21 protein-coding genes are annotated in these 22,839 nt (G+C 52.6%); 10 read left to right on the top strand and 11 right to left on the bottom strand.

The window, feature by feature from the left end; translation table 11 throughout:
* Positions 1-289 precede the first annotated feature (289 nt).
* Entirely contained in the window at positions 290-628 is a 339-nt protein-coding gene (locus tag ACFOLF_RS24770) for an ArsR/SmtB family transcription factor (protein WP_210044927.1), read from the top strand.
* A gap of 240 nt (positions 629-868) precedes the next feature.
* Here ACFOLF_RS24770 and ACFOLF_RS24765 read toward each other — a convergent pair whose 3' ends face one another.
* The 5 genes from ACFOLF_RS24765 to ACFOLF_RS24745 all read right to left on the bottom strand — a co-directional run bounded on the left by ACFOLF_RS24765 (position 869) and on the right by ACFOLF_RS24745 (position 6,356).
* Positions 869-1,756, bottom strand: a complete 888-nt coding sequence (locus ACFOLF_RS24765; RefSeq protein ID WP_210044926.1) for a phytanoyl-CoA dioxygenase family protein — start codon at positions 1,754-1,756, stop codon at positions 869-871.
* 94 nt (positions 1,757-1,850) lie between these two features.
* Positions 1,851-2,714 (bottom strand): helix-turn-helix transcriptional regulator, encoded by an 864-nt coding sequence (locus ACFOLF_RS24760; RefSeq protein WP_210044925.1) that lies wholly within the window; start codon positions 2,712-2,714, stop codon positions 1,851-1,853.
* Between the two features lie 234 nt (positions 2,715-2,948).
* The gene (locus ACFOLF_RS24755) at positions 2,949-4,835 is read right to left on the bottom strand and encodes a transglycosylase domain-containing protein (protein ID WP_379114231.1); all 1,887 of its coding nucleotides are present in this window, start codon (positions 4,833-4,835) and stop codon (positions 2,949-2,951) included.
* 10 nt (positions 4,836-4,845) lie between these two features.
* Positions 4,846-5,235, bottom strand: a complete 390-nt coding sequence (locus ACFOLF_RS24750; protein ID WP_210044924.1) for a hypothetical protein — start codon at positions 5,233-5,235, stop codon at positions 4,846-4,848.
* Positions 5,236-5,459: 224 nt separating this feature from the next.
* Positions 5,460-6,356, bottom strand: a complete 897-nt coding sequence (locus ACFOLF_RS24745) for a LysR family transcriptional regulator (protein WP_210044923.1) — start codon at positions 6,354-6,356, stop codon at positions 5,460-5,462.
* Positions 6,357-6,481: 125 nt separating this feature from the next.
* On the opposite strand from ACFOLF_RS24745, the gene ACFOLF_RS24740 reads away from it, so the two are divergent.
* Genes ACFOLF_RS24740 through ACFOLF_RS24730 form a run of 3 tightly spaced genes read left to right on the top strand, consistent with a single transcriptional unit; the run spans position 6,482 to position 8,773 of the window.
* Positions 6,482-7,585, top strand: a complete 1,104-nt coding sequence (locus tag ACFOLF_RS24740; protein WP_210044922.1) for a branched-chain amino acid aminotransferase — start codon at positions 6,482-6,484, stop codon at positions 7,583-7,585.
* Complete coding sequence (locus ACFOLF_RS24735; RefSeq protein ID WP_210044921.1) at positions 7,582-7,896, top strand: hypothetical protein; 315 nt, start codon at positions 7,582-7,584, stop codon at positions 7,894-7,896. The genes ACFOLF_RS24740 and ACFOLF_RS24735 overlap by 4 nt, the downstream gene beginning before the upstream one ends.
* Positions 7,897-7,942: 46 nt before the next feature.
* Complete coding sequence (locus tag ACFOLF_RS24730) at positions 7,943-8,773, top strand: aldo/keto reductase (RefSeq protein ID WP_210044920.1); 831 nt, start codon at positions 7,943-7,945, stop codon at positions 8,771-8,773.
* 114 nt (positions 8,774-8,887) lie between these two features.
* On the opposite strand, the gene ACFOLF_RS24725 is transcribed toward ACFOLF_RS24730, so the two are convergent.
* A complete protein-coding gene (locus ACFOLF_RS24725) occupies positions 8,888-10,459 on the bottom strand; it encodes an FAD-dependent oxidoreductase (RefSeq protein WP_210044919.1) in 1,572 nt (523 codons plus the stop codon).
* A 203-nt stretch (positions 10,460-10,662) separates the two neighbouring features.
* Here ACFOLF_RS24725 and ACFOLF_RS24720 point away from each other — a divergent pair, with 203 nt between their 5' ends.
* The 4 genes from ACFOLF_RS24720 to ACFOLF_RS24705 all read left to right on the top strand — a co-directional run bounded on the left by ACFOLF_RS24720 (position 10,663) and on the right by ACFOLF_RS24705 (position 13,425).
* Entirely contained in the window at positions 10,663-11,133 is a 471-nt protein-coding gene (locus ACFOLF_RS24720) for a MarR family winged helix-turn-helix transcriptional regulator (RefSeq protein WP_210044918.1), read from the top strand.
* A gap of 13 nt (positions 11,134-11,146) precedes the next feature.
* The gene (locus ACFOLF_RS24715; protein ID WP_210044917.1) at positions 11,147-11,695 is read left to right on the top strand and encodes a DUF6022 family protein; all 549 of its coding nucleotides are present in this window, start codon (positions 11,147-11,149) and stop codon (positions 11,693-11,695) included.
* A 175-nt stretch (positions 11,696-11,870) separates the two neighbouring features.
* A complete protein-coding gene (locus tag ACFOLF_RS24710) occupies positions 11,871-12,635 on the top strand; it encodes a cache domain-containing protein (protein ID WP_379114215.1) in 765 nt (254 codons plus the stop codon).
* Positions 12,526-13,425, top strand: coding sequence for a GGDEF domain-containing protein (locus ACFOLF_RS24705; protein WP_379114217.1), 900 nt, complete (start codon positions 12,526-12,528; stop codon positions 13,423-13,425). The genes ACFOLF_RS24710 and ACFOLF_RS24705 overlap by 110 nt, the downstream gene beginning before the upstream one ends.
* A gap of 87 nt (positions 13,426-13,512) precedes the next feature.
* On the opposite strand, the gene ACFOLF_RS24700 is transcribed toward ACFOLF_RS24705, so the two are convergent.
* The 5 genes from ACFOLF_RS24700 to ACFOLF_RS24680 all read right to left on the bottom strand — a co-directional run bounded on the left by ACFOLF_RS24700 (position 13,513) and on the right by ACFOLF_RS24680 (position 18,366).
* Complete coding sequence (locus tag ACFOLF_RS24700; RefSeq protein ID WP_379114219.1) at positions 13,513-13,794, bottom strand: excalibur calcium-binding domain-containing protein; 282 nt, start codon at positions 13,792-13,794, stop codon at positions 13,513-13,515.
* 72 nt (positions 13,795-13,866) lie between these two features.
* Entirely contained in the window at positions 13,867-14,664 is a 798-nt protein-coding gene (locus tag ACFOLF_RS24695; protein WP_210044916.1) for a lipid II flippase Amj family protein, read from the bottom strand.
* Positions 14,665-14,810: 146 nt separating this feature from the next.
* The gene (locus ACFOLF_RS24690; protein WP_210044915.1) at positions 14,811-15,932 is read right to left on the bottom strand and encodes a Ger(x)C family spore germination protein; all 1,122 of its coding nucleotides are present in this window, start codon (positions 15,930-15,932) and stop codon (positions 14,811-14,813) included.
* Positions 15,922-17,001 carry a GerAB/ArcD/ProY family transporter gene (locus ACFOLF_RS24685; protein ID WP_210044914.1) on the bottom strand — a complete coding sequence of 360 codons (1,080 nt, stop codon included), beginning with the start codon at positions 16,999-17,001 and terminating at the stop codon, positions 15,922-15,924. The genes ACFOLF_RS24690 and ACFOLF_RS24685 overlap by 11 nt, the downstream gene beginning before the upstream one ends.
* Positions 17,002-18,366, bottom strand: a complete 1,365-nt coding sequence (locus tag ACFOLF_RS24680) for a spore germination protein (RefSeq protein ID WP_210044913.1) — start codon at positions 18,364-18,366, stop codon at positions 17,002-17,004.
* A gap of 581 nt (positions 18,367-18,947) precedes the next feature.
* On the opposite strand from ACFOLF_RS24680, the gene ACFOLF_RS24675 reads away from it, so the two are divergent.
* The gene (locus ACFOLF_RS24675; protein WP_210044912.1) at positions 18,948-20,687 is read left to right on the top strand and encodes an ABC transporter ATP-binding protein; all 1,740 of its coding nucleotides are present in this window, start codon (positions 18,948-18,950) and stop codon (positions 20,685-20,687) included.
* 17 nt (positions 20,688-20,704) lie between these two features.
* A complete protein-coding gene (locus ACFOLF_RS24670; RefSeq protein ID WP_379114221.1) occupies positions 20,705-22,786 on the top strand; it encodes an ABC transporter ATP-binding protein in 2,082 nt (693 codons plus the stop codon).
* The last annotated feature ends 53 nt before the right edge of the window (positions 22,787-22,839 follow it).

The raw sequence follows: 22,839 nt of genomic DNA, 5'->3' as shown, positions 1-22,839 counted from the left end.
GCAGAAGGCATAACGGCGGCTTCTTTCTTATCTAATATATGGCTATCTGCGGAGATTGGTTCACTATTTCTTTTAACCCTAAGCTAAAGCCAGTGCGGGAATAAACAATCCTCCAACCGCCATGGGTTAAAGCTTGACCATTTAATATTCCTTGACAGGAATATTCCAAAAGGGGTATATTTAGTATATAAATTCCATCGATCAGTCCCGGTAAGCTTGTGCTGGAACACCAGGCCTCGCTATAATGAATACTTGGGCAAATTAAATCGTTTGAGAGTGGGTTGAGGCTATGAATGCATTGACTTTCAGTGCTCTTGCTGAGCCCAACCGTTTAGACATTGTCGAGCTTCTGCGCGACGCTCCTCTCCCCGTGGGGGAAATTGCCGATCGGCTTGGGCTCAACCAGCCGCAAGTATCCAAACATCTTCGCGTATTAAGCGATGCCGGACTCGTCGAGGTGCAGCCGGTCGCCAATAAGCGGATTTACAAGCTGCGTCCCAAATCGCTCATGGAGCTGGACGATTGGCTGGAGTCCTTCCGCCATATTTGGGAGGAGAGGTTCGACCGTTTGGATGAGTATCTGCGCGAACTGCAAGAAAAGGAAAAGAACAGCAAAGAGAAGGATTAGTTCCAAATCAAACTGTTGTCCAAAAAATCACCCCGCCGGAGCGCATCTTCTTCCTCGATGTCTTCTCGGGCGAGGAAGGCAAGGGCGAAACACGGGATTCCCTTACCGAGCATTTGCAGGAAATCCAGCGCGTATCATTACCCGGATTTCGCGCACAAATCAGGCTGCCGTTGTTGACGGCAGCCTGATTTTGTCGTTACTGTCGCGGATGTTCAACACTAGCTGCAAAAAGGCAGATCTCTAAACCCGGTGCAGCTTGCCCTCTGCCCGGCGCAGCTTGGCTTCCTGCCACAGCGTACGCCACTTATCAGCTTGTGTCAGCACCAGCTCCGGCTGCTTCGCGCTTCTTACCGCAAAGGATGGATGGATGGAGCGCCCGGACTGCGCCCCGAGCTTGTGGTAGCGCAAATCGAGCGACCAGCGTACGATGTCCGAGGTATTCGTCGTCCCGCGGTGAGGGGTATATTTGTTCATAATGACAATACTGCCCTTGCGGCATTCGGCCAGCACCGGCTGAACATGGGGCAGCTGCTCGGGAACAATCGTCGTCCCCCCTTCTTTGCGATGCTTCAGATATCCCAGCTTGGAGACCTCCGGCATCACTTCCATACAGCCCGTCTCGGCGGTTGCATTCACAAGCGGCAGCCAGAACGTGATGATTTCCGAAGCATCGGAGTCCACGCTCGTAACGGCGCAATCCTGGTGCCACGGCACATTCTGGAAGTAATCCGGCTCCGCATTCGCTCCCGGCTTCCAGGGCAGCTTGGCCCGCAGATGCTGAATCGGATTGCAGCTCAGCTCGCTGCCGAGCAGGCATTCCACAACGTCCAGCAGATGATCGTTCCCGAGAAAGCGGAAGACGGCATCGCCCAGATAATCGCTGATATCAAAGCCTTTGCCGATCTCGGGGCACTGCGCATGCAGCAGGGCAAAACGCCGCTCGAACGATTCATGCTCATGGAGCTCAGCGATTTTCCCCTCGGCATGCAGGGCCCTTGCCCGTTTATCGATCTCCTGCTCCAGCTCGTCAATAACCGGCTGCAGGTCTTCGTCCGTCAGCACATCCTCGGCAATCAGATAACCTTCTGTCTGATAATGAATGATTTGATCAATGGTAAGTCCCTTCATTTCCTTCTCCCCTTCTCATGAAAGATGCGGTTATAATGGCATCATAACAAGTATGCGAGGGACGTTGAAGGTAAAATCTACCCGCATATGCGGACTATATTATCCTATAGTTCGTCGGAGCCCTGCCATGCTGCTGCCGAAAAACACGGGCAAAATAGGAAGCATCCTCGTAACCCAACATCTCGGCAATGGCATACACAGGCAAATCGGTATATAACAGCAGCTTCTCGGCTTCGGTCATTCGTACCCGCTGCAAATAAGTCATGGGAGTCTCTCCGGTATGCTCCTTAAATATCCGGCAGAGATAATTAGGCGTCCAATGCGCCAAATGAGACAGCTCTTCCAGCGTGATATGCTCCTTCATGTGGGCTTTCATATAATGCTTCAATACCGCAACGGTCTCCGCACCGGATCGCGCGCTTTCCGTATCGAGCCTGGCAATGCGCCAGAGCGTTTCCTCCGTCCGCAGCATCAGATCCATCACCATCAGCGACAAATGCTCGGGTGTAACATAGTTCATCGAAGGCTCAAGCAGCCGGTGAAAGCCCTCCAGCAGGAATGGCTGCAAAAGCGGCGGCACCGGAACCGGCCCGTCTCTCATCGAGTCCGGCAGCGCCGAGCCTCTTTTCTCCGAAATCCAGTCCAAAAAATTGGCCTCAAATGGCTGTCCCTCACCATCGAGGACGAGAAAGGTGCATTCCAGATTGGAGAGCGGCCTTGCCTCGTCGCCTTGAAATTCATGCCATTCATTGGGATTTATAATATAAAGCAGCCCCGGTTCCGCTTTGCTGCGCCGGTCATCCACCGCAAAGCTGCCTTCGCCCTCCGTAATATACATGAAATGAAATACGGGATGCCGATGCCGTGTGGTAATACTGCCTGTGCGATGCTGCTGCTTGTCTGTCGTAACATGTTCAACCCGCAGTTCCCTGCCGTTCATTAGAACACGAATGCTCATTTTTCGAATAAACCTCCGCATCGGGAAAGGATAAGGATCATGGCCAGACGTTCTTTCCTTACTCTAGCATAAAAGAGCAGGGCACGAAAACTGCGTGCTTCACGCCGAGGGCCGCGGCGAACAGAAATAAAAAAAGTCCTGTCCCTGGAGCAGGGCAGGACGGATTCGAACGCTCATGTGGTCGACCGCCGTCATGCAGCGCCACACCGCCCGCTGGGAGCTGCGCGCGGTGCTTTATTGGCATTGCTTCATTATAGCTGCGAACATGGCGGCAACCGTCCCGCTGCCAGCCGTCATATAATTATCCCTGCTGCTGGTATCGAAGCCCATCCATATGGAAGCCGTCAGTTTGGAGGTGTAGCCGACAAACCACAAATCACGGTTGGCTTGTCCCGTTACGCCGTCAATATCCAACTGGGTGGTTCCGGTCTTGCCGGCTGTCCAGCTTCCGAGCTTCGCCTTCCGCCCCGTGCCATGATCGACCACTTTTGTCAGCAGCCGGGTCATATCGGCCGCCGTCTGACGAGTCATGACCTGCTTGTTCAGCAGTGGACTGGCATAGACCGTATGACCCTTAGCATCCTTGATCAGCTTGACAGCATGCGCTTCGTTGAAATTGCCGTTATTGGCAAATGCGCTGTAAGCCTGGGCCATGGCAAGCGGCGACACCCCGTCATGAAAGCCGCCCAGAGCGGCAGCCAGATTGCGGTCCTGATTCCCCAGGCGGATGCCCAGATTTTCCGCAAACGCAGCTGCCGCCGGTAGCCCTACCTGATTAAGCAGCCAAACCGCCGGGGCATTAATCGATTGCTCCATTGCCTGCTCCATCGTCACCGAGCCCAGATAACGGCCGCTAAGGTTCGCTGGCTTATAGCTGCCGTAAGCAACGGGCATATCCTGCAGTCTGGTCTGCGGACGGAATTCGCCGGATTGCAGAGCAGGCCCATAAACCAGTATCGGCTTGATGGCCGAGCCGGGCTGACGGGAAATATTCACCGCGCGGTTGAGACCGCCCTGCCTATAATCCCGCCCTCCGACAAGCGCCCTTATTTCCCCCGTGCTGTTATCCAGGATAACAGCCGCCCCCTGCACCTGCTGCGTCGCTCCATCCTTCGGAAAATAACGATCCTGCCGGAAAGCTTCTTCCGCAGCCTGCTGATAGCCCGGATCCAGTCCCGTTACAATGGTGTAGCCCCCTGTCATCAGCTTCTCCCTGGTCAAGCCCGTTACAGCTTCCGCTTCCTGAAGCGCATAGTCGGTATAGGCGGCATAAGTACGCTCCGGCGCAGCTGATTCAGGAGGCACATATTCGACGCTCTTTGCCTCCAGCATCTGGGCCTTGCCGATATATCCCTGCTCATGCATCAGAGTGAGCACTACAGCCCGCCGTTCCTTGTTCCGCATGGCGTCATCAACGGGATTGTAAACCGAAGGACCTTTCGGAATGGCGGCTAGCGAAGCAATCTGCCACAGCTTCAGCTTGCGCAGATCGGCAGTGCCGAAATACCGCTCTGCCGCAGCCTTCACCCCGTACTGCTGCCTGCCCAGATAAACATGATTGAGATAGAGCGTCAGCAATTGCTGCTTGGAGTATGCCTTCTCCAGCGCTCCGGCAATCGCCGTCTCCAGAAATTTGCGCGAGAGCGTCTGATCTGTAGTGAGAAATACGGTTCTGGCCAGCTGCTGCGTCAAGCTGCTTCCGCCCTGTTCGATTCCTCCCGATGCCAGATTGACGCGCACCGCTCTGGCAATACCGATCCAGTCCAAACTGCCATGCTTATAGAAGCGGCGGTCCTCGGTTGCGAGAAAGGCCTGCTGCAGGAGGAGAGGAATTTCATCGCCCGCTGCTGCCAGGCGGTTGCCGTGCCCCGGGGAGATGAGTTTCTTGACAGGAGCGCCGCTGCGGTCCGTGATCACGCTCGTTGTCACCGCCAGCAAACGCTCCGATTGGCTCCGCAAAATATATCCGCCTGTCATCGTCATGCCCAGATAACCGAGGAGCATGACGACGATGCCAAGGATGCATAAATCAAAAACAAAATACCCCCGCCGCCGCTTGGCGAAGCTGCGGGAAATCTGGTTTACCATTGCCCGCCATTGATGCAGCCGCCGCAAATGCATATCCACCGGCTTAATGCAGCTCCTTCGCGTGATGCATGGGCAGTATGCGGATTTCGGTTAACTCATCCATTTTACCGTCTTCTTTTGCGGCTGCAGGTTTATCCCCGCCGGCTGCATAGAGCTGGCAAAGCTCCGCCGAATCGGAACGGATTTTGCCTGAGCGCCAATAAAAGAACAACAGAAACAACAGGCTTCCGGCAAGCAAAGCAGTCGGGTACGCCCCGATATGATTAATGATCCAATTGAACAGTTTCACATAGGGCGCATCGTATTGCAGACCCGCATGATAAAAAAAAGCGGTTATGCGGTATCCCAAATAGAGCAGTATCCCGCTCATCAGAGCGCTGGCTGCTCCGACATACAAGAATTTGAACCGAATTCTTCTGAAAATAAACTCCATACCTTCATCACCCCCATCTCCTGCTTTTAAGGACATTTTACCGGAGCGATCTTAAGATTATGGTTATGCAGTTCTTAACTTTTCCTTAAACCCGCATGAAGAATGCGATTAATTTCCCATAGCTTGCGCTGCATTCACTGAATGACAAGAAGCTCCGCCGACAGCTTCCGAACTCCCGATACCCAGCCCATCTCCCTCAGACGACGTACCTTTGGAATCACCAGTCAGCTCCCCGTCCGAAAGCTGTCGATAAAATGGCGGGCGCCCGCCGATAAATAGCGGTCCTTCATCCAGACTACACCCACCTCGGACTGAAAGTCCGCGTCCTTGATCTCCAGCATCCGTACAACATCCGACGGGAAGGAAGACATGACCGATTTAGGAAAAATGGTGGCGCCGATCCCTTCGGCAATGAGCGACATTATAATGGCCACACTGGAGCATTCACAAATAATGTCCGGCGCGAAGCCGTGACGGAGACATTCATTCATTACCTGCTCATGCATCCATGTCGTTTGATCCGTCTTCAAGGTCAGATATGGAAAGTCAGCCAAATCCGCCATATGAATGGATTCCTCTTCCGAATAGGCCGTCCATGAGCCTGGAATCACAACAACGAACGGGTCGGAGGGCAGCGGAAGCACGTCGTACCGCCTGGGGTCGTGCAGCGCCTCGAAAGGCAGCCGGGCCACAACCAGCTCAATAGCCCGCTTCTCCAGCTGTTCCCCCAAATAAGCATGGTCCCCTTCCAGAATCTTGAAGGTTATCTGCGGATACTTGTCCCGGAACGACTGGATGCGCGGCGGCAGGAGTGAAATACAGGACACGACCGAGCCGATGGAGAGAAGTCCTCTTACGCCTTCCCCGGTTTCCTTCACTTCCCTGACCGCTTCCTCGAACTGATTCAGCAGCAGCTCGCCTTTCTCCTGAAGCAGCTTGCCGGCCTCAGTCAGCTTTAAACGCTTGCCGCTCCGGTCAAACAATCGTACACCCAGTTCTTCCTCGATCAGCTTGAGCTGCCGGCTCAGCGGAGGCTGTTCCATGTTCAGCTTCCTGGCCGCGCGTGTAACCTGCCCTTCTCTGGCGATGCTTAGAAAATACCTCAGCTGGCGAATATCCATGATTTCACCCCATATATACCGATAAGGTATGATAAATCAATAAAATAGATATTTTTAATATATATCATGAGATGATAGCATTCAATTAGAGGATTAATGCGCTTTACATCTAAGGAGAGATGAATATGATTCAACCGATGGAGATCCAGCGGACGACTATGAAGAAGGAAAAACCGGATCAGCGGCAGCTGGGATTCGGCATCCATTTTACCGATCATATGTTTATCATGGACTATACGTTGGAGAAAGGCTGGCATCAGCCGCGAATTGTGCCTTATCAGCCGCTGTCCATAGACCCTGCGGCAAAGGTCTTCCATTACGGGCAAACGATTTTCGAAGGATTAAAAGCCTACAAGACCGAGGACGGGCGGATCCTGCTGTTCAGACCGCAGAAGAATTTGCACCGCCTGAACATTTCCGCCAGGCGTCTGGGGATTCCGCCGCTTGACGAGGAGGCTGCGCTTGACGCCCTGCAGCAGCTGGTCGCGGCGGATCAGGACTGGGTTCCTTCAGAGCCCGGAACCTCGCTTTATATCCGGCCTTTTGTCATCGCCACTCAGGCTGCTCTGGGCGTAGACCCTTCCGCGCATTATCAGTTTATCATTATCATGTCGCCAGTCGGCTCCTACTACCCGGAGGGCATTAATCCAGTCAGGATTCATGTGGAATCGGAGTATGTCCGCGCCGTGAAGGGCGGACTCGGCGAAGCCAAGACCGCCGGCAATTATGCATCAGGTTTGAAAGCCCAGGTATCTGCCAAGGAAAACGGCTACTCCCAGGTGTTATGGCTCGACGGCGTTCACCGGACCTATATCGAAGAGGTTGGCAGTATGAACGTATTTTTCAAAATCAACGGGACTATTCTTACACCGGCGTTAAACGGAAGTATTTTGGACGGCATTACGCGCAGCTCCATTATCCAGCTCCTGAAGCATTGGGGGATTCCGGTCGAAGAGAGGAAGATTTCGATCGAGGAATTGTACGAGGCCGGCGGTCATCTGGAGGAAGCGTTCGGAACGGGCACGGCAGCCGTTATTTCGCCAATCGGGGAGCTTAACTGGAATGACAATAAGCTCGTGATCCACGGCGGCCGGACCGGCGAGCTGTCAGCCAGGCTGTACGATGCTTTAACCGGTATTCAAAATGGCCAATTACCCGATCCCTTCGGCTGGATGGTCCAGGTTAACCATGAACCTTCGGATGCTGCGATCACGGAGACTACACGATGACGGCAAAAATAGAGCAGACTCTGGAAAACGCTTTACGAAACTGGAAAGCCATGTCCAGATCCGGGAATGAGGATGCAGAAGAAGCTGCCGATCAGTTTGAAGCCTCCTTTTACCTGTTCATTGATGCTGTCCGCGAGTGGTTTCACGGGCTGGATCAACAGCCGCAAACCTTGGAGGAGTTTCTGGAATTACCGGCGGTTCGGCATATTCTAGAACTGCTGCCGGCCCCGCTGCATCTGAATTTTGAAACCGAGGCTGAGCTCATCGTGGATCACATCAGCAGAATCGACGAAGACAAATATGATGAATAAGGTTTATAATGGAAGGTGTATTTTAATTGTATGGGAGGAATGATTCATGAGTATTCAACAAATCACGGACACAACAGTGCTGAACAATGGTGTACATATGCCATGGCTAGGAATTGGTGTATGGCAGGTTGAAGAAGGTGAGCAGGTCATTCATGCCGTACAATACGCCATCGAAGCAGGCTACCGCTCCATTGATACCGCGGCGGGCTACAGGAACGAAGCGGGTGTCGGCGCTGCAATCAAGCAAAGCGGCGTGCCGCGGGAAGAGCTGTTCGTGACCACAAAGCTGGCCAATTCGGATCAGGGCTACGAGGCCACGCTGCGCGCATTTGAAGAAAGCCGCCGCAAGCTTGATCTGGAATATCTGGACCTGTATCTTATTCACTGGCCAGGGAAGGACAAGTATAAGGAAACGTGGAAGGCTTTTGAGAAACTGCATAAGGATGGGTATATCCGCGCTATCGGGGTAAGCAATTTCCAAGTTCATCATCTGGAGAGCCTCAGACAGGACAGCGATACCGTTCCGGCGGTCAATCAGGTGGAGTTCCATCCCCTGCTGAGCCAACGGGAGCTGCTGACCTACTGCAGACAGAATCAGATTCAGCTGGAAGCATGGAGTCCGCTGATGCAGGGCAATCTTGATCTTCCTCTGATCACGGATCTGGCCAGTAAATATAATAAAACGCCGGCACAAATTATTTTACGCTGGGATCTCCAGCAAGGCGTTGTCACCATTCCCAAATCCGTCCGCGAGGAACGTATCCGGGAGAATGCCAATGTGTTTGACTTTACCCTCTCGGCAGAGGACGTTCAGGCCTTGGAAGGCTTGAACAAGAACAGCCGTTTCGGTCCAAATCCGGACGAGCTGCTTTTCTAGATCCATGAGAGAACCTTATAACGGCTGATATTTCAAAAATAAGGCAGGCCCAGCAACGGCAACGTTGCGGCCTGCTTTTTTTGTATTCGATCCATTAGCTTCCATCTGATCCGATCAGACCGCTCCAATAACCGGCCATTCCAGCTCAAACCCGTTATTGCGCAGGCGGGTCTGGAAATTTGCCAGCAGATCCGGCGTGTTTCTCACTTCGCGGGGCTTTATATTTTTCTCTGCGCAGTAGGCTGCCAGCATGCCCGCCGCTTCTCCAATATTCCACTCCACCGGATGCAGACGGTAGCAGCCGTTGGTGATGTGGGTTGTACCGATATTTTTGGCAGCCGGGATCAAATTATTGACCCGGACCGGAATGAGCGCGCCCAGCGGAATCTGGAACGGCAGCGAGGGGATATCGATAAATGTCCGCAGCGCGGTGCTGGGATGCAGATCGATCCGGTAGCTTCCGATGCCGACGGTATCGCTAAAATTCTCCGCTTTTCCGTCGGGGCGGTTTTCCGGACTGACATGCTGCTCCAGAATGGTAAATTCGGCGCGAATACGGCGCCCTTCCCGGATATACGGCGCCTGGGCCAGACCATGCGCTGCACCGGTGACATCAGGACGCGGCCGCAGGCCGGGATAACCAATCCCTCCGTCAGGGCGGGGCGCTTCCTTCTGCATCCAATACAGAAAAGAAAGGCTGAGCTGCTTGGCATTTTCCAGATGGCGGTGTCTTTCTTCAGGGGAAACGTCGGTAATGGCGCCCAGCCAGTAGTCGTTTTGCGGCCAGTTGACCACACTGATGTCCGCCGGATAGGTCCCCGGCAGAAAATTGCTACGGTCTGCCAGTCTGCGGTAGGTGAACAAGGGGTTCGCACCCTCGCCTGGCATAAGCACATAGGTTACAGGCTCAAGCGTGGATGGCGAAGGAACCGTCCAGCCCAGCTGCGGAGCTGGCCAGAAATCTGCCTGATAATTTCTCCAGAAGTCATATTCTCTGGGCCTTGCGATCGTGTAATCTTCCCCCTCTGCATAGTCGAGTGCCAAACAATGCGTAAACGCCTGAATATCCTGCGGGTTTGCCGGACCTGAGAGCGCATGGGCCTCTCCTGTTTCGTCTGCCGATTCTGCTCCTGTCACGTATTCCACGCCGGCGAGCGGCAGCAGGTCCCCTTCCTCCGTTGCATCGAGAAAATAACGGCCAGTCAAAACCAGATGGTCCCCTTCCCTGCCGCGTACGGTCACCGAGACGATATCGTCCCCATCCGATTCGGCTTTCACAGGCTCGTAGCCGGTCCAAATCTGCAGCCGTCCGCTGTGCACATAAGGCGCCAGCATATCTCTCAGCACAGCAAGCGCTGTGCGCGGCTCATGGGACAGCCTGCTGACCCATGCATTCCCCGGGTTGAAGGCCGCCCGGGACCTGGCCTGCTCCGTCAGCGGGAAGTTTCTGCGGTAATAGTCCCGCACCGCATTCCGATAGGACCGGTAGCTGGCCGTGCAGCCAAACTGCTCTATCCAGCGGGGCTCATCCGGCGGCACCACCTGACTGGTCAGCTGCCCGCCAATCCAGTCCCAGACCTCGGTCATGACAACCGATCGCCCCGATCTCGCTGCTCCCAGCGCGGCGGCGCATCCTCCCGTTCCTCCGCCGATAATGACAACATCCGCTTCAATTTGCTTTTTCATGTGACTCCTCCTCATGAATTTGGAAACTTTTACAGCATAACCCACTAACCTCTATATGTACCCCAAACCATTCATTGTTCAATCAGTTGGGGCTTACTTGTTCTTGGATATGAAGAAAGATACCTTGAGGGGATAAGCCCTCCGGTCTCCAATCACTACAATCCATTTGACAATACCCTGTCAATTCGTCATACTACTGTCATATGAACAATCTGACCCCAAATGGAGAAACATTCACTGAACTTGTTCTAGCCATATTCCGGGTGAACGGTCTTCTGCTCGAGGCAGGGGACCGCATTACGCAGCCCGTTGGTCTCACCAGTGCCCGCTGGCAGGTGCTCGGCGTTGTCGAGCATGGCCCGGCTCCAGTCGCTCACGTTGCCCGCATCATGGGATTATCACGCCAGAGTGTGCAGCAAACCGCTGATACGCTGGAACGCGACGGTCACATTATGTATCACGAGAATCCGCATCACCGCCGCTCCAAGCTGATGGAGATCTCGCAGAGAGGACGTGAGGCACTCGCTTATGTGGAGCAGCGTCATGCGGACTGGGCCAATGAAGCAGGAAGGAGCTACACACTCGAAAATCTGCAGGAGGCCGCCAGGCTCCTGCTTCAGGTAGCTGATCGTCTTGAGCAGAATGCCGCTCCATCACAGAATGAAGAGATTTGAAAGGGGATAAACCATGACACAGGCGAAGCCGCTTAAAGAAATTCTTCAGGAATCCAGGGGGAACCGCATCGATGCGATCGCGCAGTATATTGTGGAATATATCGACGGAAACTGGCAGGCCGTGCTCAGGAACAATGCGGAGCAATTGCTCAAAGCCTATAACGAGGCGGGGGATATGGCGTACGGAACGTATTTGAACCTGCTTTATCTCCCTGTCCACAAACAGTTCAAGGAAGCCGGAATCCGGCCTGAACCCAGACTCCCGGGTGAATTCGACATCTCCAGAGAATGGGGCAATGCGGAGGAAACCGACCAGCAGCGCTGGATGTGGAGTTCCATTCATACTCAGGACGGGGAAGCGCTTGGCACCATCGTCACCATTGTGCATCACGACCATACGCGGTTTCACATTCCCCGCAAGCCCGGGATGATCGCTCTGATAGAGACAGCGAAGGCGGACGTCACATCAGCCCTCTCTCTCCTGTCCGAGGATTTCAGGCATGCGCAGGAGTTTACGGTCGAATACGCAGAATATCTGCGCAAGCAGCAAAGCGGCGGGTAACAACGATTTGCTGTAATAATATGCCAGAGCGGGAGCAGCCACGAAAGCGGCTGTTCTTTTTGCTATCCGTTCCTCCTGCATGTTATTTCACACTCCCGGATAAAAATTGACCCTATACGGCGATTTACAAAATTTGATATAATCATGAAGGCATTTTACATATTGGGAGACGATCATGAGCACAGCCATACAAAAGGGATACTCGCTTCAATTTACACTTAGTGTTTTAGTCATACTATCTATTCTGTTAACGGCTGTTGTCGGCGTTTATTCGGCGATTAATATCAACAGGCAATCATTAAGCTCAAGCTACCTGGAGAATAATTACGATTACGCCAAGAAGCTCTCTTCGAACACCAGCGAGCTGATTGATTCCATGCAAAAAAACCTCAACGCCATGTCGAAAATGGCCGGTAAACATCCCTTTTCCCAGGAAGCGCTGGATCTTTGGTTCGAGGCTAACCCTTACTTCAATTCCATCGCGATCGTGGATACGAAGCAGAATATTCAAGCTATCAGTCCTGCCGGAACAGGCATCATGCCCGGCTCCAAGTTAACCTCGACCTCATCGCTGGATGCCATCGATCTGAAGAGGCCCTTGATCTCAGAGCCTTATGTAGCCAAAAGCGGAAGGCTGATTCTTCTGATCTCATCCCCTATTTTTGGTACGGACGGAACGTACAAGGGATTCGTCGGAGGAACGATCTATCTGGAAGAAAGTAATGCGCTGAGCCGATTGCTCAAGGAGCATTTTTCCGGGAATGGCTCCTATGTGTTTGTGGTGGACCAGAATAGGCGTTTTATCTTTCATCCGGATAAAGAGCTTATTAATGAAGAGGTTACGAACAACAATCATCAACATGGTAGTCGAGGGAAAAAGCGGCTTTCAGGAGGATCTCGATTCCCGGAACGAACGTTTTTTTGCCGGATATTCCTTTGAACCCTTAAGCGGATGGGGCATCATTTCCCAGACTCCCGCATCGGTGCTGGATAAGCCGCTCAAAAATTTATTAGGCCAGCTGCTGCTGCAGGGACTTCCTTTATTGATCCTGATTTTGTTGATTGTTTGGTGGGTGGCCCGCCGGATTTCCAAGCCGCTGTATACGCTGGCCCGATTTTCCGAGGAAGCCATTTTGCACAAAAGCGCAATCCCTGCCAAGCTTCCCGTCATCAACTCCCGATTCTATGAGGTCAAACAGCTCTATCAGAGCATGAACGCGCACTTGAATCTGTTATCCGCGGAGATTCAGATGGATGGATTGACAGGTCTCGCCAACCGCAAAACATTTGATTGCGTCATTCAGGAATGGCAGGAGAAACAATACCCGTTCTCGCTGATATTGCTGGATGTCGATCATTTCAAGCGCGTGAATGACACGTATGGCCATGTAACTGGTGATGAGGTTCTGAAGTATGCCGCATCGATGATTCGCAGCATCTCCCGGAAAGAGGATCTGTGTTTCCGGTACGGCGGGGAAGAATTCGGAATTCTGGTGAAGCACGGGGACCTGGAGGTAGCCGCGGATATGGCGGAGCAGCTCAGGAAGAAGATCGAGAACGGTATCAATCCCACTGGTGGCTCCATCACCATTTCGCTGGGGATTTCATCAGCATGCAGGGCGAAAGATATCAAAGAGCTGATTGAACAAGCGGATCGCGCGCTCTATCAATCCAAAGCTGAAGGAAGAAACAGAACCACCGTTCATGATCGCGCCGTACAGCGCACCTAAGATATACTGCATATTGAATAACCAAAGCCCATTCCTCCCGGAACAGGGCTTTGGTTATTCATTCACGGTCGCGCCGCGGCTTCCCGGCTATTTCTCGCAAGCAATAAAGTCTTTATCCCGGTCGCTTTTCTTGTTGGCGTCGTACAGCTCCTTGGAGACAAACGGCTTGTTTTTCGTTTTGCCGCCTTTATTCTTAACCGAGGACGTACGGGCAATGCCGCCTTTGTAAGTCTTGTTCATTTCTGTACAATTTTTGAACGTTTTGGCTGTTGTTTTTGCTTCTGCCGTTCCCGTTGAACCTATAGATAAACCAATTACGAGTGCTGAAGCCAGTAAAATAGCAGCAATTCTTCTCACACCGGCAGCCACCTTCCAGAATATTCCTTTGCAGAACAATGATAAGGCAGGGGGCTGGAAATATCAAGCGTTTTAAAGTAATCTTCACAAGATTCCGACCATCCATTTGATCCAATAGGCCGCAGGAACAAGCAGCAGCTGCGCTAAAAGTGTACCTGTCAACCGCGAAAGCATCAACAGTCCGAACATTTTGTTCAAGGCCTTGATTTCCTTCTCTCCCCTGAGCACCTTGTCGGTCACAAGTCCAATTTGCGGATCAATCAGAATGGTAAGCAGGATTGTCGCAAACCCGTTGATTAATCCGGACGCTTGTGACGCAGCTGTGGAATTCTCCGCCGTCAGGGTCGACGCCAGCAGCGCCGCCAAAACTCCGATCGTATAAATGGCCGTTACGAGAACGTTCATTGCAACCAGTCTCTTCGGAATTCCTCCAATTCGAAGACGCGACAGCATTTCCAGTCTGGGATACCGCAGATGGGCCCGCGCGTGCTTCAATTTCTGGATGGATGCCGATGAGCGGACCATAAGCGGAATGGAGCCGGCCACTTCCAGATGGGCAATAACTCTGGAGGAGAGAAAGACCGCAGACGGAAACAGCAGAATCGCTGCAAGCGTACCCAGGGTTGAAGCGCCGATGACCAGCCGAAAATGCTCAACCAGGTTGAACTCCGGATGATTCCTGGAATAGTCGATGATTTTGCCCGTCAAGGGCCCCTGCAGCATGTTCGCTGTCCGCGAAACCAGAAGAATGATTCCCGAGAGGGACAAAGCAACCGCCAGCTTGCCCAGGCGGACGCCTGCCAGACGCAGCGAGTAGGTGAGCGTTTCGGACAAATGAATAATGAATGTAAACAGGAATACAACCATAACCTGCTGGAGCACAAGGATCCTCCCCGCTTATTTCGTAAAATCTTGAGCTTATTCCGTTTTTGGAAGCTGCCGGACGATATTGTGCCATGTACAATAGAAAGTAATTCTATCATCCGGCATTTGGCAATAAGAATCAAGAAAGAATCAATCAGCTCCAATCACTTCGTTTGCTGCCCGGTGTTGCTCCACCGGAGAGTTCCTGTTCTGGTAATCGTCACATCGGAGTGAACCTGAATTTTCATATCCGGATATATTTCGGCAAGCCAGTCCCGATCCAGCTTGAACCCGGAACTCATCGACCAGTATTTCAACCCTATAAAAAGCGGATCAACCTGATTGGCCTGCATTTTTAAAAGTAGTCCGGAAATATCCGCATTTAATTTCTTTTCCGCCATTTGTTTCAGATCCGCAGGGGTATAGTCCGACTGATCCGAATCTTCTATACTGGCTTCGACCTGCACATGCACATCGCATACCAGAGCGTTTTTCTGTTTTTTTATATGAAAATCCGCTTTCCCGCGCCTGATGCCCAGACCGTTTTGCTGCTCGGGACCCAGTACGATAAACCCTCTTTCCAACCCCCTTCTCAAGAGGTTGAAATATTTCGTTTCCTCCCCGTCCAGCTTGATTATCATCCGGTTATTGCGGTCAAACAGCGCGGTTGCGCCGGAAGTGATCTTGTTTTTTTCGACATGCAGGATCGGACAATAATAGGTGAGGCCGGGCGTCAATGAATATTTGTAAATTTCCTGCAATTCGATGGCAGGCGTATATTCGGTGTTCACCCCTTCGCCAAATTTCATGAACAGATTGTCTCCTGCCGTACGTTCCCCTTTTTGATGGAGGTTTATAATCTCCTCTGCGTTCTCGGCTATGGCAACCATGGCCAAGTCTTGAAAGTCCCGGCGGCGGATGAAAAAATCGATATATTGCAATATATTGTCCGATCTGGCTAATTCCTCGCTGAATATCACGCCTTTCAAATGGGAATAATCGGGCTCCAGGAAAAACTGCTGTGTGATCTGCTGAATGGCTTGACCAATAGAAGCTGCGGAGGTTTCGTAGCTTTCAAATGTATCCGCCGATGTGACGGATCCCGGATTCTGCGATTGCGGAATAGCGCCTCTGAGCGTCATATGGAATTCCCCTTCTTCCTCGTCTTTATCCAGCCCCATGGTCACAACGAACTGCCTGCGGTCAATATCCTTGTAATCAGAGCGGCAGCCTTGCAGCATAACCAGACAGCTCAGGCTGATTGCGACTGCTCTGCTAAGACGCACGCAGGCCACGCTCCTTTCTTTTGGCAAGCACATACCACAGAATGCCGATTACATTTTGGAGAATGATCCAAACGACCATGTATTGTTCCCTGTAACTGATAATGACCTTAAGCTCATTGACGAACAAAGAGAGAACCACATAACTGAGCAGGACACAGCCCATTATGATTTTGGCTGGCTTCTGTTTGTTCAGCATCAGATTGAGCAGACGGTATCCCTTATACGTATAGAGAAGCACTCCCATGTACCCCGTTACTAAGAGAAGGGGAACAATGAGAAACAATCCGCGTTCCATAACGAACAAATCGAGGGAAAAGGTCTCAGCGGTCATGACCCAAATCAGATTCAGATTCTGAATCGCCCACGGCCCCCATACGGATAAAGGGATAACCGTGCCGCACAAGGTAACGACAAGCCCGACGGCAACAAAGATGATATAGGTTACCTTGAGGCTGGTCCGTGCAAAATAAGGATTCCATATGGCAAGGCAGGTGTATCCTCCATAAACAAAAGCGGACGCTGCTATCCCCTGAAGCGTGGGAGACTTCCAGCCATGGACCATGACTCCCTTCAGCATAACGACATCGATTTCTTTGAAGCCCAGCCAGAAGATGATGAGCATCAGAATGAAAGCGAATGCGGTAAAAAAGGCGACCAGATACAAGATGGAGCTGTCGGTATGCAGCAAAGCGCATGACGGAACGGTGATTAATAATACCGCGAGAAACCAGACAGGAGTTTCGGGCATCAGAAACTCGATAATAACCTCCATCGATCCCCTGAACATGAAGAAGCCGATAACGACAGTCAAGAGCACATACGAGGCGGAGATGATACCTCCGACTATTTTCCCGCATAAATGGCGGTTAATTTCAACCATCGTCAATTTAGGATACCGGTTGTAAACAGACAGGAGCAGCCATGCATTGATTCCCGCGAGCAATAACCCTATTGGAACTGCCGTCAAACCGGTTTGCAGATAGTTTCTGGCCGTGACATTCGGGGCATTGAATATGGCATGATTAATCATATAATAGGTCAACAGAGCAATGTAGAAGAGAATATTCACTTATGTCTGCCTCCCGCCGGCTGAACGTTTTGGCGATCTTTGGGTATTGAACTTTACCGGTGCTGTATAGGACTGGACCATCGAATATTTGGCATCATGCATGGTAAACAAGTAGCTGATCAGCAGTACGATGCCGATCGTAAGCCCGAAGAAGCCGGCGATGGTTCCCAGGAAGAGCAGGACGTACTTTAAGACACGGACAGTCAGCGACATCGTATTGATGGGGATCACAAAATTGGCAATGGCCACCGCCGCCACGACGATGATCATAATATCGCTGACCAGATTGGCCTGCGAGGCGGCTTCCCCCAGAATGAGCCCGCCAACTGTCGTAGCTGCAGGACCAATTGTTTTCGGCACACGCAGAGAAGCCTCCACCAATAACTCCGTCATAATCATCATAAAGCCAACCTCAAGAAAAGCCGGATACGGGAGTCCCGCCCTGCTGCCTGCAATTGATAAAGCCAGCTGCACGCGGAACACTTCCGGGTTGAACGCTGTAAAGGCAACGTAGGCTCCAGGCAAAATGACTGTGGCGAATAAGGCAAAATATCGAAGCGCAATCAGGAAATAGCTGTATACAGGAAGCATATAGGAATCATCCATGGAAGCCATAAAATCGTGAAAATTAATAGGAGCCAAACTGGCAAACGGGGTCGTTTCGATCAAATAAGCGGATTTCCCCTTGGAAAGCGCCTCACTTACCCGGTCCGGGCGCTCCGTTACGACGGATCTCGGAAATAACAGGGGCCTTTTCTTGGGTAAATATTGCTGCACTTTGGACACAGCCTGTGCATTCCTGGCATTCTGATTTTTGATTTGGGCAAGCTCGCGGTCTACGAAAGCTTGATCGGCCAATTCGCTGTCATACAGCATATAACCGGTAATTCGGCTTATGGTTCCTATTTCAAACTTAACAATTCTGAGCGTAGGACTCTGGTAATGCTTGCGGATCAAATTCATATTGACGGCCATGCTTTCCACAAAAGCCTCCAAGGGACCTACAATTGAAGCTTCAACCTGGGGAGTGTCCACATTGCGCGTTTTATATTTTAACGCTTTCTCGATGGTATAGACCTGATTGTTGTACAAAATAACGGCGCTGCCTTTGCACAATACGGCAGGCAGATCATCGGTTTTGCCGATGGTCTGGCTGATAGAATTGATATGCTGCTCGAACTGAATTCCGGAATAACGAAAAAAGGGAGCTTTAAGCTGATCGTCAATAAACGCCGAGTCGGTTATGGTCGAGATATAATACAAGATAAATTCCGGTTCTCCGGTGATTTGCTCTTTGCGGGCATCGGCATTATTCTCAACGAAGGTATCCAGGGAGCTGGCTATCAACTGAATCTGTTCATTCATCCGCTACTCTCCCTTTTCTCTTCTGACAGGTCTGGTTATTATGAGCAAAATTTCCATTTATATTCCGTTGTGCATCATAACATCGTTGTTCCTGCTAAATGGATTACTGCCGGCTGGCGCGCTCCGTATGGAAAATTGCTTTTTAAATTTTCCATTAATGGATTGACAATGCTTAAGCCCGCGTGATAACTTACGTAGTATCGAAATCAAATCTCGGACCAGAAGGGAGCCACTAATCATGATCGCAATGCATCAGCACACTATCACCATGTATGATCGGCGCACTGCCCAATTGCATAATTATCGTGGCTCCCTCAAGGAACGGATCTGAAATCCGTTCGACGTTCGCAAGGCGTAACGTCATTCCGGGCGCAAGTCACGAATCCTCGTGGCGTGCGCTTTTTTATTGCCAAAGCAAAGCACACCGTATCCGCGCGGTGTGCTTTTGTTTTTTATACTATAAGCAAAATATAGGTTTTCTCCATTTTTTGCTTATATTTCAGAGAGAAGAAGCATGCCCCGCCAGAGGGCGGCGAAGCCGTTTCTTCTTCATCCCAATTGTTAGAGAGAAGGTCGTTCTTATGCTAGCTGTTTTACAGAAATTAGGCTGGTTCTTCAAACTGGAGCGCAAACGGTACATACTCGCCATCTCGCTGCTCATTATCTGCGGCATATTGGAGGTGCTGCCCCCCATGATGGTGGGCCGGTCCATCGACAATATCCAGCTCGGCAGCATGACGCATGGCAGTATGGTTCTTGTCCTGCTGCAGCTCGCCGTACTTACCGTAGTCACTTATCTGGTGTCCTACATCTGGCAGTATAAGCTGTTCGGCGCTGCATTCGTCGTGGAGAAAATGAAACGCTCCCGCCTGATGCGGCAGTTCCTGCGCATGACCCCAAGCTTCTATGAGCGGAACCGGACCGGCGACCTGATGGCACGCGCAACCAATGATCTGCAGGCATTATCGGTAACAGTGGGCTTCGGCCTCCTGACCTTTATCGATTCCACCCTGTGGATGGCGACGCTGCTGGTGACGATGTCCCTGCTAGTTTCCTGGAAACTGACCTTGGTGTCGATTCTCCCGCTGCCGCTGATGGCCATACTGGTCAGCCTCTACGGCAAATGGATTCACAGCCGCTTCTCCGATGCGCAAAATGCGTTCGGCGATATGAATGACGGGGTTCTGGAGACCATCTCCGGCATCCGGGTCACCCGCGCCTATGTGCAGGAGCGGGCAGCGGAGAAACGTTTTGCGGGAGTGACGGGCGATGTGCTGGCCAAAAATATTGCGGTCGTCCGCATCGATGCGCTCTTCGAGCCTACTGTCAAAATCTTCGTAGGCGCAAGCTACCTCATCGGTCTGGGCTACGGCGCTTATCTCGTCTATAACAATGAGCTGACTGTCGGCGGACTGGTCTCGTTCAATGTCTATCTCGGGATGCTGATCTGGCCGATGTTCGCGATCGGCGAGATGATCAACATCATGCAGCGGGGCAATGCCTCCCTCGACCGGGTAATCGAAACCCTTGGCGCCAAGGCGGATGTACCCGATCCGGCCGATCCGGTCGCCTCGGCCCGGTCAGGACGGATCGAATTCCGGGACGTTACCTTCCGCTATCCCTCTTCTTCCGTCGACAACCTCAAGGAGGTCGCTTTTACACTGGAGCAGGGTCAGACGCTTGGCATCGTCGGCAGAACCGGCAGCGGCAAAACGACGCTGATCAAGCAGCTTCTGCGGGAATATCCGCCGGGTCAAGGCTCCATCAGCATCGAAGGAACTCCGATTGAGCGGATTGATATGGACCGGCTGAAATCATGGTACGGTTATGTGCCGCAGGAGCAGTTCCTGTTCTCGCGGACCGTCCGCAACAATATCCTGTTCGGGCGGGATAACGCCTCGGAAGAGGATCTGGACGGCGCCATCGCCGCTTCCGCCTTCAAGAAGGATCTTTCTTTCCTCCCCGAAGGGCTCTCGACGCTCGTGGGAGAGCGCGGCGTGGCCTTGTCCGGCGGACAAAAGCAGCGGGTATCCATCGCCCGCGCGCTAATCGCAGATCCGGACATCCTGATGCTCGACGACGCCATGTCGGCGGTCGACGCCAGAACTGAAGCAGAGATCATCGCAAATATCCGCGGCGAGCGCGCCGGCAAAACCACCCTGATCGCCACACACCGGCTGTCCGCCATCCAGCATGCGGACTGGATTCTGGTGCTCGACGAGGGCGCAATCATCGAGCAGGGCACGCATGAAGGCTTGATGCGCCGGCAGGGCTGGTACAAAGAACAATATGAACGCCAGCAAATCGAGCAGGCGATTTAATAAGGCGGTGAAACGAAGTGGACAACGAGCATTACGATTTGGATATTGACGCAGCGGCCGGAGACAAGAAAGCCACGGTCAAGCGGCTGCTGAGGTATGCGCTGCAGGTGAAGCGCCCGCTTCTGTTTGCGTTGCTGATGCTGACTGTCGCGGTGGCGACCGATCTGGCAGGACCGCTGGTGGCGAAGCGGCTGATCGATGTACATATCACCGGCATCGAGAAGCCGTGGTATTCAGCTTCGGCGGGCGACCGCTTCGCGGCTGACTATAAGGACGCTTCATACAAGCGGGCCGACCATTTTGCCCCTGAAGAGGAACGGAGCGGCGAAGTCCGTGTGCTGCAGATCGGCCGGAACTATTATTTTGTTCCGGGGCCTATAGCCTTCGATGGCCGCAGGGAAGCTCTTGCAGGCGGCGGCATCGCCATTACCCGGGGAGCCCAGTCGGCCAATTACGAGGCGGAGAGGCTGAGCAACGCTGAGCTTTACCGATTCTTCCAGCCGGAGCTTGGCGGACTGCTGCGGCTCTGCTGGTATTATTTTGGACTGGTGCTGATCTCCGCCCTGTTCGCATACGGGCAGCGTTATTATCTGCAGGCTTCTGCCAACCGGGTCATCCGCAAAATGCGAAATGATGTGTTCGAGCACATCAACCGCCTGCCTGTGCGTTATTTTGACAATTTGCCGGCAGGTAAAATCGTCTCGCGGATTACCAACGACACGGAGGCCATCCGTGAGCTCTATGTGACGGTGCTGGCCAATTTCTTCACAGGCGGAATCAATATGATCGGCATTTACGCGGCGCTGTTCCTGTTGAACGCACGGCTCGCCGCCATCTGCCTGTTCATCCTCCCTGTGCTGGCCGTCTGGATTTATCTGTACGGCAGGGTTGCCAAGCGCTATAACCGGATCATCCGCTCCACGCTGAGCGAAATCAACGGGCGGATCAATGAAACAATCCAGGGCATGGCCATCATCCGGGCATTCCGCAAGGAGCGGAAGATGGAAGCCGAGTTCGAGAATTATAATGAAGAGAATTATAACTACAAGAGCAAGCTGCTCTCGCTCAACGCCTGGACCGGACATAATCTGGTCAATGTCATACGGAATATCGCCTATGTCGCGCTGATCTGGTACTTTGGCGCCGGAGCCATCGGCGGCGCGCAGGGAGCGGTTACGCTGGGCGTATTATACGCTTTCGTCGACTACCTGAACCGGCTGTTCCAGCCGATCGTCAATATTGTGAACCAGCTGCCGAATCTGGAGTCGGCGCTTGTATCGGCGGAGCGCGTATTCGTTCTGCTCGATGAAGCCGGAGAGCCCGTATCCGATGAGCGCATACCGCGCTACAAGGGCAATGTGGCGTTCGAGAATGTATGGTTCGGCTATAAGCCGGAAGAGAAGGTGCTCAAGGGCATTACATTCGAGGCGAAGCAGGGTCAGACCGTGGCGCTGATTGGCCATACCGGCTCAGGCAAAAGCTCGATCATCAACCTGCTGTTCCGTTTCTATGACGTGGACAGCGGCCGGATTACGATCGACGGTACGAACATCAATACCATGCCGCGACAGACGATGCGCGAGCATATGGGGATCGTGCTGCAGGATCCGTTCCTGTTCACGGGAACGATTGCCTCCAATGTGTCCATGGATGATCCGTCCATCTCCCGCGAGCGCGTCGAGCAGGCCTTGACTGCAGTCGGCGCAGACCGGCAGCTGAAGCATCTCCGCAAAGGCATCGACGAGCCGGTCATCGAGAAAGGCGGCACCCTCTCCGCCGGGCAGCGCCAGCTGATCTCTTTTGCAAGAGCGCTGGCCTTTGATCCGGCGATCCTCATATTGGATGAAGCGACCTCGAATATTGACACAGAGACGGAAGCGGTGATCCAGGAAGCGCTTGAGGTCGTCAAGCAGGGACGGACCACATTCGTCATTGCCCACCGCCTCTCCACGATCCGGAATGCCGATCTCATTCTCGTGCTTGACCGCGGCGTCATCGAGGAACGCGGCAGCCATGAGGAATTGATGCGGCTCCAGGGCAAATATTATCAGATGTATCAGCTGCAGCAGGGCGAGAAAGCCGGTGCCGCAGCAGGATGAAATAAAGAAGCTTCCAGTTCCACTTTATCCGTGGCTCTGGAAGCTTCTTATTT

It is taken from the genome of Paenibacillus sepulcri (genome assembly GCF_042647105.1).
Taxonomy (GTDB): domain Bacteria; phylum Bacillota; class Bacilli; order Paenibacillales; family Paenibacillaceae; genus Paenibacillus_Z; species Paenibacillus_Z sepulcri.
This window is presented reverse-complemented; position numbering and strand designations above follow the sequence as displayed.

What these genes read in the sequence shown, in the direction of transcription:
- ACFOLF_RS24735 (WP_210044921.1), top strand. Translation starts at nt 7,582, where the DNA reads ATGACGGCAAAAATAGAGCAGACTCTGGAAAACGCTTTACGAAACTGG.
- ACFOLF_RS24705 (WP_379114217.1), top strand. Translation starts at nt 12,526, where the DNA reads ATGAAGAGGTTACGAACAACAATCATCAACATGGTAGTCGAGGGAAAA.
- ACFOLF_RS24710 (WP_379114215.1), top strand. Translation starts at nt 11,871, where the DNA reads ATGAGCACAGCCATACAAAAGGGATACTCGCTTCAATTTACACTTAGT.
- ACFOLF_RS24720 (WP_210044918.1), top strand. Translation starts at nt 10,663, where the DNA reads ATGAACAATCTGACCCCAAATGGAGAAACATTCACTGAACTTGTTCTA.
- ACFOLF_RS24730 (WP_210044920.1), top strand. Translation starts at nt 7,943, where the DNA reads ATGAGTATTCAACAAATCACGGACACAACAGTGCTGAACAATGGTGTA.
- ACFOLF_RS24725 (WP_210044919.1), bottom strand. Translation starts at nt 10,459, where the DNA reads ATGAAAAAGCAAATTGAAGCGGATGTTGTCATTATCGGCGGAGGAACG.
- ACFOLF_RS24760 (WP_210044925.1), bottom strand. Translation starts at nt 2,714, where the DNA reads ATGAGCATTCGTGTTCTAATGAACGGCAGGGAACTGCGGGTTGAACAT.
- ACFOLF_RS24750 (WP_210044924.1), bottom strand. Translation starts at nt 5,235, where the DNA reads ATGGAGTTTATTTTCAGAAGAATTCGGTTCAAATTCTTGTATGTCGGA.
- ACFOLF_RS24770 (WP_210044927.1), top strand. Translation starts at nt 290, where the DNA reads ATGAATGCATTGACTTTCAGTGCTCTTGCTGAGCCCAACCGTTTAGAC.
- ACFOLF_RS24740 (WP_210044922.1), top strand. Translation starts at nt 6,482, where the DNA reads ATGATTCAACCGATGGAGATCCAGCGGACGACTATGAAGAAGGAAAAA.
- ACFOLF_RS24680 (WP_210044913.1), bottom strand. Translation starts at nt 18,366, where the DNA reads ATGAATGAACAGATTCAGTTGATAGCCAGCTCCCTGGATACCTTCGTT.
- ACFOLF_RS24755 (WP_379114231.1), bottom strand. Translation starts at nt 4,835, where the DNA reads ATGCATTTGCGGCGGCTGCATCAATGGCGGGCAATGGTAAACCAGATT.
- ACFOLF_RS24745 (WP_210044923.1), bottom strand. Translation starts at nt 6,356, where the DNA reads ATGGATATTCGCCAGCTGAGGTATTTTCTAAGCATCGCCAGAGAAGGG.
- ACFOLF_RS24765 (WP_210044926.1), bottom strand. Translation starts at nt 1,756, where the DNA reads ATGAAGGGACTTACCATTGATCAAATCATTCATTATCAGACAGAAGGT.
- ACFOLF_RS24715 (WP_210044917.1), top strand. Translation starts at nt 11,147, where the DNA reads ATGACACAGGCGAAGCCGCTTAAAGAAATTCTTCAGGAATCCAGGGGG.
- ACFOLF_RS24675 (WP_210044912.1), top strand. Translation starts at nt 18,948, where the DNA reads ATGCTAGCTGTTTTACAGAAATTAGGCTGGTTCTTCAAACTGGAGCGC.